The sequence below is a fragment of the Streptomyces scabichelini genome, from assembly GCF_011045015.1.
GTDB classification, from domain to species: domain Bacteria; phylum Actinomycetota; class Actinomycetes; order Streptomycetales; family Streptomycetaceae; genus Streptomyces; species Streptomyces scabichelini.
In genome coordinates this window covers 1-12,545 of record NZ_JAAKZY010000277.1, presented here as the reverse complement: position 1 = coordinate 12,545, position 12,545 = coordinate 1, and the positions used below count along the sequence as shown (strand labels likewise).

The window sequence follows — 12,545 nt, the reverse complement described above, 5'->3', positions numbered from 1 at the left end:
AACTCCGCCCGCTCCTCAGCAGACAGCAGCAATGGCTCCAGTTTCGGGCCCCGACGAGGAACTGACGCACCAGCAGTAGGAGTCACATACCAACTAACGATCAACTACTGGCGCAGGACACTAGTACTTGAAGGGCATTGGCCCCATGACTCGCAACATCGCCCTGATCACTGGTGCCTCCTCCGGCATCGGCGCCGCCTACGCCCGGCTCCTGGCGGACGACCACGACCTCATCCTGGTGGCGCGACGCGCCGGCCGGCTCGTCGACCTGGCCGAAGAGCTCCGCGCTCGTGGTGCGGCGGTCGAGGTGCTGCCCGCCGACCTCATGACTCGCGACGGCATCGCTGCTGTCGCCGACCGCCTGGCCGCCGGGGACGTACGCATGCTGATCAGCAACGCCGGTGCCGGCGGCTACGCCCCGCTCATCGATGTCGACCCGGCCGACATCGAACCTCTGCTCACCCTCAACGCCGTCGCCCCCATTCAGCTGGTCCGCGCCGCACTTCCCGGAATGCTCGCGGCAGGCGAAGGCACCGTCGTCACTGTCGCCTCACTTCGCCACCCTGGGATTCACGCGCACGCTCGCGGGCGAACTCGCCGATACCCCGGTCCGTGTCCAGGTGGTGTGCCCCAGCATTGTGGCAACGGAGTGGAACGGTGGCGCCGCACGCGGCAACCCCCGGGCAATGCTGCCTGAGGACGTGGCCTCGGCCAGTCTGGCCGGGCTGCGTCTCGGTGAGACCGTCTGTGTCCCTGGTCTGGAAGACCAGGACTCAGCTCTGGACGCATTGCTCGCCGCAGAGGCCACTGTGATGGCGGGCGGCTTCCGGCCCACCCCCGCGGCTCGCTACACGGACCCGCGAGCTTAGGGCAGTCGTGACTGGCGGGTAGGTGATGGTCGCCTGCCTGTCTTGCTCTTGACTAGGAGTCATGAGTGATAGATGGCAGATTCCTCGCCTTCTTCGCCGGTATTGACTGGATCGCTACTCCAGAACTAGCTTGGCTCTGGTTCAAGAGTGGAGGAGTGGGCGGGGCCTACAGCACCCAAGAGCGCTCTGGAGCAGCAAGAGCCAACTGGCCGCGTCGGCATGTATGCGGCGGTGAATCCGCCGCCGACCGCAGGAGTTGGTCAGTCATGAGTAGCCCAGTAACCACGCCGCCCGAGACCCGGGACGACCTCGGCGTTCTGCGCGAGGTGGAAAGCAGGGTGCTCTGGCTGTCATCGGCGATCATCCACCACGCGAACCGCGTGCGCGCGAACTCTTCGGGGCTCAAGGTGGGCGGGCACCAGGCGTCGTCGGCATCCATGGCGTCGATCATGACGGCGCTCTGGTTCCGGCACCTGCGGCCGCAGGACCGGGTGTCGGTGAAACCGCACGCATCGCCCGTACTGCACGCGATCAACTACCTGCTGGGCGAACTGGACGCGTCCTGTCTGCCGGGGCTGCGCGAGTTCGGCGGACTGCAGAGCTACCCGAGCCGATCCAAGGATCCGGACCCCGTCGACTACTCGACGGGGTCCGTCGGCATAGGTGCGACCGCTCCGATATGGGGCGCGCTCTCGCGACGCTATGTCAACGCCACAGTCGGCGACGTGGGCACCGGACGGCAGTTCTCGTTGGTGGGCGATGCCGAACTGGACGAGGGCGCCGTGTGGGAGGCGGTGCTCGATCCCGCTGTCGGTGAACTGGGAGAGGTGGTCTGGGTCGTCGACCTGAACCGGCAGTCGCTGGACCGGGTCGTGCCCGACATCGCGGCCGAAAAACTGCGGGGCATGTTCACCGCGGCCGGCTGGCAGGTCATCACGCTCAAGTACGGGCGGCTGCTCGAGGAACTGTTCGCCCGGCCGGGCGGCGAGGAACTGCGGCAACGGATCGACACGATGACCAACCCTGAATATCAACGGCTCTTGCGGTGCGATGCCGGGCAACTGCGCGGGCGGCTGCCCGAAGGCCCCGGCGCCGACCGGATCCGCGCGCTGGTCGACCAGGTCGTGGACCCGGCGTTGGTCGACGCGATGGCCAACCTGGGCGGCCACGACCTGGCCGCACTGGACGCGGCCTTCTCGGCGATCGACGACAGCCGTCCCACGGTGATCTTCGCCTACACCATCAAGGGCTACGGGCTGGCCAGCAAGGGGCATCCGCAGAACCATTCGGCTCTGCTGACCGAGGAGCAGATGCGGGAGCTCGCCGAGCGGCTCGGAGCCGATCCGGCGCACCCCTGGCGCGCCTTCGGCGAGGACAGCGCGGCCCACGAGCTGTGCCGGCGGGCCGCAGGGCGGCTGCGCAGGCGCGAGACGGCGCGCCAGGCGCCGCCGGCCGTGCCGGTCGACATCGGGCGGACACCGTCCGGGACCGCGACAACTCAGGCCGCCCTTGGCCGGGTTCTGCTGGACCTGACCAGGGTGGCCCCGGAGGTGGCCGCACGGGTGGTCACGGTCAGCCCGGATGTCAGCTCCAGCACGAACCTGGGCGGGTGGGTCAACAAGGTCGGCGTGTGGTCGTCCACCGAACTGCGCGACTGGTTCGCCGATGACGCCGAGACCATCCTGCACTGGCGGGAAAGGCCGTCCGGGCAGCACATCGAACTGGGCATCGCCGAGACGAACCTTGTCGGCCTGATCGGCGAACTGGGTGCCTGCTGGAGCAGGTGGGGACAGCCGCTCCTGCCGATCGGCGTGTTGTACGACCCCTTCGTGGAACGCGCCCTCGAACCTTGGTCGTTCGGCATCTACGCCGGTGGACAGTCCCTTCTGGTCGGTACACCCTCCGGGGTCTCTCTGGCCCCGGAAGGGGGTGCGCACCAGTCGATCAAGACGCCGTCCATCGGCCTGGAGCAACCCGGCTGCGTCTCCTACGAACCGGCGTTCGTCATCGACGCCGAATGGACGTTGCTCGCCGGCATGGCCCGGCTCGGCAGACCGGACGGCAGCTCCGCGTACGTACGGCTGTCGACGCGGCCCATCGACCAGACGCTGGCCACAGTGCCCGGTGACCCCGCCGCCCGGGAGCGTCGCCGGCGCCAGGTCGTCGCCGGGGCGTATCCCCTGTTGCGCACTGACGGCGCGAAGGTCACCATCGCGGCGATGGGTGCGGTGGTGCCGGAGGCGCTTGCAGCCGCTGATCGTCTGGCGCAGGACGGCGTCCCGGCGGACGTGGTGTGTGTCACCAGCCCCGACCTCCTGTACCGGGCGGTGCGTGCCGGACAGGGCCACGAACAGGCCGAGTCCTGGGTACTGGATCAGGCTTTCCCTGCCGGGCGCGCCACACCGCTGGTCACCGTCCTCGACGGCCATCCGCACACCCTGGCCTTCCTGGCCACCATCAACCGTGTGCCGGTCTCCTCCCTCGGCGTGACCCGGTTCGGACAGTCCGGATCGCTCGAGGACGTCTACCGCCATCACGGGCTCGATGCGGACAGCGTCGTCCGTGCCGCCCTCGACCTGGTCGGCTGAGTCGGAAGCAGCCGGCCATCTCTGACCGAATCTTAAAAAGCTTCACTAGAATCAAGTGTTTGATGTGAGTTAAAGTAGTTGATACTCTGGTGGTGCCGCGGCCCCGAGCCATCGCAAATGGGGGCCGGCGCAGGCCGCATCGCAGGTCGATGAAGCCGACCCTCCTCGGCGTCAGCGGCCTGGCTGAAGTTCATTCATGTCGGCGTGCATCCGCTGCCATCCAGCAGCCCTTCGCGCCGAGCACCACGCCCGCCGTCTGCCCTCGCCCTCGGGGCGCTACGCGCACAGGCGGTCGTAAGAAAGTGGGAGAAACCCGTGACCAACAACACTCCAGCGATCACCCGTGACGGAGTCATCGGATATGACGGGAGCGAGGTAGTCACCATCGATCAGGCCACCGGGGCCGAGTTCGCAAGGTATCCCGCGGCGGGCAAGGAAGAGGCGGCCGCGGCCGTCGCTGCTGCCCGCTCGGTCTCCGGTCCCTGGTGGGACCTCGGATTCGAGGGCCGCGCCGAGCAACTGCGCGCCTGGCGGCGGGAGATAGCCGTGAGCGGCGAAGAGGGGGCCGCCCTCATCCACGCCGAGAACGGCAAACCCCTCGACGACGCCCGCGTGGAGGTGCTCGGGATTCTGGAGCACGTGCAGTTCGCCATCGAGAACGCCGAGCGCGTGCTGGGACGCCGGGAGGTGCCGGGCAGCCCCACCGTGCCCAATCAGCGTGCGTGGGTCGAATACCAGCCCTACGGCGTCGTCGGTGTCATCGGCCCGTGGAACTTCCCGCTGCTCACGCCAGGGGCCATCCTGATCGAGGCGATCGCGGCCGGCAACGCCGCCATCCTCAAGCCCAGCCAGATCACGCCCGGCATCGGGGAGTGGCTCGCCCGGACCTGGCAGCGCGCGGTCCCCGGCTTCCCGAACGTCCTCCAGTGCCTCAACGGGTTCGGGGCCACGGGCCAGGCACTCATCGAAGCCGGCCTGAACAAGCTCGCGTTCACCGGCAGCGTCAACACCGGCAAGACGGTGGCCGCCCAGTGCGCGCAGACCCTGACCCCCGTACTGCTCGAACTCGGCGGAAAGGACGGCGTCATCGTGGCCGAGGACGCCGACCTGGACGAAGCCGCCAAGCACGTGGTGTGGGGCGCTCTGCAGAACACCGGACACGGCTGCATCAGTCTCGAAGTGGCCTACGTCGTCGAGTCGGTTCACGACGAGTTCGTCGAGAAGATCAGCGACCTTGCCAAGCAGGTACGCGTTGGCAGCGACGAGGCCGCGGAGATCGGGCCCGTTCCCCTGCCCACCCAGATCCCGATCATTCGGGAGCACATCCAGGACGCTCTCGAGCGCGGCGCGACAGCCACTGTCGGTGGCATCGAGGCAGTGGGGGAGCGCTATGTCACCCCCACCATCCTCGTCGGCGTGACGCCCGACGCCCTGGCGGCGACGGAGGAGACGTTCGGGCCCACGCTCGCCGTCGTCAAGGTCACCGACACCGAGGAGGCCATCGCTCACATCAACGCCGGCCGGTACGGACTGGGCAGCGCCGTCTTCAGCCGCGACCGCGGCGAAGCCGTCGCGCGTCGCCTCCGCGTCGGAATGACCAGCATCAACGACGCCCTGGTGTTCTCCATCAACCCCGCGGTGCCCTTCGGCGGTCGCGGCGACAGCGGTTACGGGCGCAAGCAGGGCGAGGAAGGACTCCGGGAGTTCGCCTACCCACACTCCTTCACCGCCAAGACCGGCCCCGCTCAGTTCTCGGCCACCACCTTCGGCAGGCCCGCGGGGGCGATGGCTGGAGCCCTCGCCGGCGTGCGCAACAGGATCCTGGCCGAGAGCGGCGAGAAGACCGACTGATCAACTGACGGGCGGAGGCGACCGGTCCGGGCCGAGCGCGTTCCGGCGTCCACTCCGTCACGAGGCCGGTCATTGACCGGCTCGGCACCGGGTCCGAGATGGCGCACCACCTCGGACCCAGTCGCCGGAGGCGGCTCGCCGATGGTGCGAGCCGCCCGCAACCAGCCGACGCCATGTCCGCCAACACGACCCGATGGCGGCGGCTCGGGGGGCCATCGGACCTCTCCGGAGGAAACGACGCGCACCTTCGCGGAGCGCAACAGGCATTGGTACGTCCCGACAACCACCCGCGCCACCATCGAGGGAGAGCGGACATGTCCAACGAACGTCCCTTCCAAGCCGTGACTCCACCCGCCGAGCCCCCCACCGACGCCACCCGGCGAAGATTCATCGCCGCGACCGCCGCTGCCGGAGGAGCCGCCGTGGTCGGCGGTCTGGTCGCGGGGTCGCCCGCGCTCGCCGCCGAGGCGGCGCCCGGCAGCCGCGCCTCAACGACGGTCGGCAGCTCGAAGGACCGTCGGAACACTCAGAAGGAGAAAAAGATGCGCATCGTGGCCGTGGAAGAGGCGTTCTCCATTCCTGGAGCCATCCGCCAGGAGGCAGCGATCCGTCAGCGCATGGAGGTGCCGGAGGCGATCAAGCAGGAGTGGTTCCGGCGCCTGGACGATCTGACCGAACTGCGGCTGGCGGACATGGACGCCAACGGCGTCGATGTCCAGGTCCTCTCGTATTCCACGCCGGGTCTGGAAGTGATCGAGGATCCGGCGGAGGCTGTGGCCGTCGCACGGCGGGTCAACGACCATCTGGCCAAGGTGGTCGCCGCACACCCGAAACGGTTCACGGGCTTCGCGGTCCTGCCACTGCAGGATCCCAAGGCCGCGGTCGTGGAGCTGCGCCGGGCTGTGAAGGAACTCGGGCTCAAGGGCGTGCTGTACAACGACCATGTGCGGGGGCACTACCTGGACGAGCCGCGGTTCAGGCCGGTATGGGCCGAGCTGGAGCGCCTCGGCGTGACGCTGTATCTGCATCCGGCTGTTGTTCCGGCCGACAACTGGCGTGTCTTCGACGGGTACCCCGTGCTGGTCGGGCCGTCCTGGGGCTGGACCGCGACAGTGGGTGCCCATGCGCTTCGGCTGATCTACGGCGGCGTGTTCGACGAGTTCCCGGGCGCCTCGGTGACGTTGGGGCACATGGGCGAGCTGCTGCCGTTCCAGATGGCCCGGCTCGACAGCCGCTACCCCCAAGTGCCTGTTGAGCAGAGGGTGCAGCACCTGCCCTCGTACTACCTGCGGAACAATGTGTACGTCACCACCAGCGGAGTCATGTCGCATGCCGCACTGCTGGGAGCCGTCCATGCCGTCGGTGTCGACCGGGTGCTGTTCGCCATCGACTACCCGTTCGAGTCCAGCGCCGAGGCGGTGGGGTTCCTGCGTTCCGCACCGTACGCGCCGGCCGACCTCGGGCGCATCGCACACGGCAATGCCGAGCGAATCCTGGGGCTGTGAACGACCGACAGCCTGCGTAGTCCCGCTTTCTCTTCACCCGCTGTGCGATCAGAGGAGTCATGATGCCGAAAGCAGTGCGATTCGCGGAGTACGGGGGCATCGACGTACTGAACGTGGTCGACGTCGAACGGCCCGAGCCCGGTGAACGCCAGGTACTCGTCAAGGTGGTGGCCACCGGGATCAACCCGGGCGAGGCCGCGATCCGGCAGGGGTTCCTGCATGACAGGTTTCCGGCGACGTTCCCGTCGGGCCAGGGCAGCGACCTCGCCGGGATCGTCGAGGAACTCGGCGGAGGAGTCACCGGATTCGCCGTCGGTGACGAGGTGATCGGCTTCACCCACAACCGGGCCGGCCACGCCGAGTACGTGATCGTGGAGGAGGATCAGCTCAGCCCTCGACCGGCGGGCGTCCCGTGGGAGCAGGCCGGCGCGCTCTACATCGCCGGTACCACGGCTTACGCGGCGGTACACGCCGTCAAGGTCGGGCGTGGCGAGACAGTCGTCGTCGCCGGGGCCGCCGGCGGGGTGGGCTCTCTCGTCGTACAACTCGCGCGGCACGCCGGAGCCACCGTCATCGGTCTGGCAAGCGAGCCCAACCACGCATGGCTTGCGCGGCACGGAGCGATCCCACTGACCTACGGCGAGGACGTCGGTGAGCGCATCCGCGCCGCGGCCGACGGCACGATCGACGCCTTCATCGACACCTTCGGCGCTCCCTACATCGAACTGGCGCTGGAACTCGGCGTGCCCGGCGAACGGATCAACACGATCATCGACTTCGCGGGCGCGGCGAAGCACGGCACCAAGGCGGAGGGCAGCGCGGCGGCGGCAAGCACCGACGTCCTCGGGGAACTCGCCACGCTGATCGTCGACGGTGATCTGGAAATCCCCATCGCCCGTGTCTACCGGCTCGACGAAGTCCGCGAGGCCTTCCGAGAGCTGGAACGTCGGCACACGAGGGGAAAGATCGTGCTCAAGCCCTGACGGACCCTCATCCCTGTTGGTGACCGCAGTTCTTCGCGGACCGTGCGGCTTGACGATGGCGCACACGCCGTCGTCCTTCACAGCTCCTGACCGATGTCCTGCACGGTCGCGAGCAGAGGGCATGACAGTTCCGTGAGCCGCGCGCGGGTGCAGCGGACGGACGGAGCCGCCACGGCTACGGCGGCCACGGCGGTGCCGGTGCGGTCGCGTACGCATGCACCGACGGCGTGCACGCCGCGCTCGCTCTCCTGGAGGTTGAGGGCGTAGCCGTGGCGGCGCACGGACACCAGCTCGTTCATCAGGCGCTCCAAGTCCTCGGACGCCTCGGAGGCCTTGGCCCGGTCCCCGGGGAGCCCGTTGGGGTAGAGAGACCGGAGCCGGTCCGCAGGCAGTGCCGCGAGCAGGGCCTTGCCGCCCGAAGTCACGTGCGCGGGCAGGAGCGTGCCGGTGCGGTAGCTGACGCGCAGCGCCTGGGGGCCCTCCATGCCGTCCAGGAAGCGGGTGCCGTTGCCCTCCAGCACCATCAGGTGGGTCGTCTCTCGGACGGCGTCCGCCAGTCGTCGCAGGTGAGGGTGGGCGATGGTGGTCAGATCCGGGGGAGGAGCCGCCTGGCTTCCCCTGATCGCCTGCAGAGCCGGCCCCGGCCGGTACACCTTGTGGCGGTCCTGCGCCGCGAATCCCTCGAAGACGAGCATCGCGAGGATCCGGTGAGCGGTCGAGCGCGCGACGCCGAGCCGGTCCGCGACGTCCATCACCCGCAACTCGTCGAGCTCGTGCAGCAGCCGGACGACGCGCAGGGCGTTGCCGGCTGCACTCACCGGATACGAGGGACTGGGCGAACGGCCCGCTGAATTCTTCATAGAGGAATCCTAGCCTTCAAGGATTCCGGTGATGGGAAACGTCGGCGTAGCGTCATGAAACAGCGCGGGACGATGCGCGCTTCTTCCGGCGGTCGCCGTAGACACGACGTGGAGGTTTCCGTGACCGACACCACCAGCGAACAGACCGGGCGCAAACTGCTCGACGAGCTGTACGCGGACTTCGAGGACGCGGGCCTGATCCCGCTGTGGACGCAGGTGGACGGCCTCATGCCGATGTCGCCGCAGCCTGCCGCGGTCCCGCACCTGTGGCGGTGGGCGGAGCTGCTGCCCATCGCACAGCGCTCCGGAGAGCTCGTACCGGTGGGACGTGGCGGCGAGCGCCGCGCCATGGCCCTGTCCAACCCCGGCCTGCCGGGCCGTCCTTACGCCACCGCGACCCTGTGGACCGCGATCCAGTACCTGGGCCCGCGCGAGGTCGCCCCCTCGCACCGCCACAGCCAGGGAGCCTTCCGGTTCGTGGTCGAAGGCGAGGGCGTGTGGACCAACGTCGACGGGGACGCGGTGGCGATGCGGCGCGGTGACCTGCTGCTCACGCCGAGCTGGGCCTTCCACGAGCACCAGAACGTCACCGACGAGCCGATGGCCTGGCTCGACGGCCTCGACATCCCGCTCGTCTCCCAACTGGACGCCGGCTTCTTCGAGTTCGGCCCCGACGAGCTCTCCACCCGCGAAACCCCCGAGCGCTCGCGCGGCGAGCGCCTGTGGGGCCACCCCGGGCTGCGCCCGATCGGCCCGCCCGAGCAGCCCAACTCCCCGCTGGGCGCCTACCGTTGGGAGCACACCGACGCCGCCCTGACCGCCCAGCTGGAGCTGGAGGACGAAGGCGTACCCGGCGTGCTCGAGCCCGGACACGCCGGAGTCCGCTTTTCCAACCCCACCACCGGCAAGGATGCTCTGGTCACGATGCGCGCCGAGATGCGCCGACTGCGGGCCGGCACACAGACCACCCCGGTGCGCACGGTCGGCTCCGCCGTCTGGCAGGTGTTCGAGGGTGAGGCGGTCGCCCATGTCGGTGACAAGGTCTTCGAGATCGCCAAGGGCGACCTGTTCGTCGTCCCGTCCTGGTGCGAGGTCTCGCTGTCCGCCCGTACCCAGGTCGACCTTTTCCGTTTCAGCGACGAGCCCGTCTACGAGGCCCTGGGCCTCGCCCGTACCTCCCGAGGAGAACACAAGTGAAGCTGGCCACCATCCGGGTCAACGGCAGCACGCGCGCCGTCCGCGTCGACGAGGACCAGGCGGTGGACCTGGGCGAGAGCGACCTGGTGGCGTTCCTGCGCAACAGTGACTGGGCGGCGCGTGCCGCGGACGCCGACGGCGAAACGTACGAGGGCGCCCTGGACTACGCCCCGGTGGTCGTCGCGCCGGAGAAGGTCGTGTGCGTCGGCCTCAACTACCGCACCCACATTCTGGAGATGGGCCGCGAACTGCCCTCGCATCCCACGCTGTTCTCCAAGTACGCTCGGGCGCTGGTCGGCGTGTACGACGAGGTGACCCTGCCCGCTGCGTCCACGCAGATGGACTGGGAGGCCGAACTCGGCGTCGTCATCGGGGCCGAGGTCCGGCACGCCGATACGGAGCGGGCGCGGGCCGCGATCGCCGGGTACACCGTGCTCAACGACGTCACCGCCCGCGACTGGCAGTACCGCACCACCCAGTGGCACCAGGGCAAGACCTTCGAGGCCACCACCCCCATCGGACCGTGGCTGGTGACCGCAGACGACCCCGCGGTGGCCCCTCAGGGCTTGAGCCTGTCGTGCGAGGTCGACGGCGACACGGTCCAGAAGGCCGACACCGGCGACCTCGTCTTCGACCCGGCCACGCTGATCGCGTACCTGTCCGAAATCGTCACGCTGGTGCCCGGCGACGTGATCGCCACCGGTACTCCGGGCGGCGTCGGTCATGCCCGCAAGCCCGCCCGCTATATCCAGGACGGTTCGCTCCTCGTCACCCGGATCGAGGGGATCGGCGAGTGCCGCAACACCTGCCGTCGGGAGACGCGGTGAGCGCACGCCCTGACCCGATGCTGGAGTGGGCCGCCAAGGGCACGGCCGCCTTCGAGGCCGCCGTGCACCGGCTGACCGACTCGGGCGCCGGCCAGGCCGCCTGTGTTGAAACCGGAGTTCCACCAGGCAAGCCGGCGTCGGTTGCGATGTCGGCGCCCCCCGGCGACCGGCGCGACGTCCGGCTTGACGACTCCGTCCACGGCCGCCGCAGGCGAACAGCAGCGGCGCCACCGCGGCGGTACCGGCGACGGCGACAGCTGTGCTCAGCAGAGTTTCATCCTGACGCGGTCAGGAGATCGTGCCGGTCACTGTGCTCCCCGCCTTGATGACGTGGTAGGTCACCGAGTCACCGCTCCAGAAGTGGAAGGTGAGTGTGACCCGGGAGTCGTCCTTGAGCGAGTTGACGAAGTCGGGGGTCAGCTTGATGGAGTCACCGGTGTACGCCGTGAAGGCGCTGTCCCACTGCTGGTAGGAGGTCCAGCTCGCCGGGCCGGCGTTGCTGCCGTCGTCGTACTTGGCCTCCATCGTCGCCAGCATGTCGCCCCGGAACTGCGTGGGGATGGTCAGACCGCTGGTGTCCCCGGAGGCGTCCGACAGGACCGGGGTGTCGTACGTGATCACATCGATCCGCCACGGGACGCCGCGGGAGAACCTGGCCTCCAGCGTCGCGTTGACCCCGTACGCCCGGTCGCCTGCCAGCTCGGTGAGCGCGGCGGCCGTCAGCGTGAGCTGGTTGCCGGAGACGGTGTAGTCCCTGCCCTGCACCAGGTTGCGGGAGCCGTGCCGCAGTCCCTGGAAGTCGGTGCCGTTCGGGTTGAGCGTGAGGGTCTGGTCGGCGACGGCACCCGACTTCGGGAGGAACACCAGGTCACTGGAGGCGGTGCCCGAGCGCGTGGTCCAGCTCGACTTGATCTGGGCGAACAGCTCCGGGTCCCGCCACTGGAGGGTGTTGCGGTTCAGGAACTGCCCCGCGTCCCACAGCATGGTGGTGAGTTTCCGCTGGCGGGCGTAGTTGCCCAGGAACTCGAAGTACTTGCGTTGTTCGCCCCGCTCGATGATGCCGGGGCGGTTGTGGTCGTAGGCGAGCAGGGCGTACTCGCCGATGATGACCGGGATGCCGTGGGCGACGAAGGTGTTGTACGCGCGGTCGAACTGATCGGTGAGGTCCTGCTGCGAGGTGGCGTCGAAGCGCGTGTAGCCGGCGATGTTCACGCTGAACGGCCACCACCCGTAGAAGTGGATCGTCGTGGCGATCATGGGATCGCGCAGAGCGGTGAGTTCGGCGGCCAGCGCGTCGAGCCGCCCCTGGTCGGAGTTCGTGTACAAGGTGGGCAGGACGAGCAGCCGGCCGGCGTTTCCACCGCCTGACTCGCGGACGATCCGGTGGAACACCTTGTTGAGTTCCGCCAGCAGCCGGTAGTTCTCGTCGTCACCGGAAGTGCCGCTGAACGTCGGTTCGTTGATGCTCTCGAACACCAGCCGGGAAGGCTCGTCCCGGAACTCCGCCGCGATCTGGGTCCAGGTGGCGGTGTAGCGGGCGAGGACGGCGTCGTGGTCGGTGGAGAGGTTGTTGACCCACATCCACGAGTCGTGGTGCATGTTGAGCAGCACGTAGAGGTCTTCTTCGAGCGCCATGTCGACGACCTGCCGCACCTTCGCCATCCAGGCCGGGTCGATCGTGTAGTCGGGCGCGGCGCCCTGGTGGATGCCCCAGGTGACGGGCAGCCGGATGCTCTTGAAGCCCTGCGACTTGACCTTCTTGAGGAGCGCCCTGGTGACGGGCGGGTTGCCCCAGGAGGTCTCGTCGGGGATGGCGTCGTAGGTGTTGCCCAGGTTCCAGCCGGGCTGCATGGCCGCGACCGCAC

General features: G+C 68.8%; 9 protein-coding genes. 7 read left to right on the top strand and 2 right to left on the bottom strand.

Annotated elements, in window-relative coordinates; translation table 11 throughout:
• The first annotated feature begins 145 nt into the window (after positions 1–145).
• The 5 genes from G5C60_RS45430 (at position 146) to G5C60_RS45410 (ending at position 7,796) form a co-directional block, all read left to right on the top strand.
• Entirely contained in the window at positions 146–697 is a 552-nt protein-coding gene (locus G5C60_RS45430; RefSeq protein WP_241267543.1) for an SDR family NAD(P)-dependent oxidoreductase, read from the top strand.
• Between the two features lie 438 nt (positions 698–1,135).
• The gene (locus G5C60_RS45425; RefSeq protein WP_165269220.1) at positions 1,136–3,457 is read left to right on the top strand and encodes a transketolase-like TK C-terminal-containing protein; all 2,322 of its coding nucleotides are present in this window, start codon (positions 1,136–1,138) and stop codon (positions 3,455–3,457) included.
• Positions 3,458–3,772: 315 nt separating this feature from the next.
• Positions 3,773–5,308: an aldehyde dehydrogenase family protein gene (locus tag G5C60_RS45420; RefSeq protein ID WP_165269218.1), complete on the top strand. Its 1,536-nt coding sequence runs from the start codon at positions 3,773–3,775 to the stop codon at positions 5,306–5,308.
• A gap of 314 nt (positions 5,309–5,622) precedes the next feature.
• Positions 5,623–6,813 (top strand): amidohydrolase family protein, encoded by a 1,191-nt coding sequence (locus tag G5C60_RS45415; protein WP_206440811.1) that lies wholly within the window; start codon positions 5,623–5,625, stop codon positions 6,811–6,813.
• Positions 6,814–6,875: 62 nt separating this feature from the next.
• Positions 6,876–7,796: an NADP-dependent oxidoreductase gene (locus G5C60_RS45410; RefSeq protein WP_165269224.1), complete on the top strand. Its 921-nt coding sequence runs from the start codon at positions 6,876–6,878 to the stop codon at positions 7,794–7,796.
• 77 nt (positions 7,797–7,873) lie between these two features.
• Here G5C60_RS45410 and G5C60_RS45405 read toward each other — a convergent pair whose 3' ends face one another.
• A complete protein-coding gene (locus G5C60_RS45405) occupies positions 7,874–8,656 on the bottom strand; it encodes an IclR family transcriptional regulator (RefSeq protein ID WP_206440810.1) in 783 nt (260 codons plus the stop codon).
• Positions 8,657–8,776: 120 nt separating this feature from the next.
• Here G5C60_RS45405 and G5C60_RS45400 point away from each other — a divergent pair, with 120 nt between their 5' ends.
• Positions 8,777–9,853, top strand: coding sequence for a cupin domain-containing protein (locus G5C60_RS45400; RefSeq protein WP_165269216.1), 1,077 nt, complete (start codon positions 8,777–8,779; stop codon positions 9,851–9,853).
• Complete coding sequence (locus G5C60_RS45395) at positions 9,850–10,680, top strand: fumarylacetoacetate hydrolase family protein (protein ID WP_165269214.1); 831 nt, start codon at positions 9,850–9,852, stop codon at positions 10,678–10,680. Before G5C60_RS45400 ends, G5C60_RS45395 begins: the two co-directional genes overlap by 4 nt.
• A gap of 288 nt (positions 10,681–10,968) precedes the next feature.
• Here the strand turns inward: G5C60_RS45395 and G5C60_RS45390 are convergent.
• The coding region (locus G5C60_RS45390) for a cellulase family glycosylhydrolase (RefSeq protein WP_165269212.1) at positions 10,969–12,545 on the bottom strand (1,577 nt) is incomplete at its 5' end.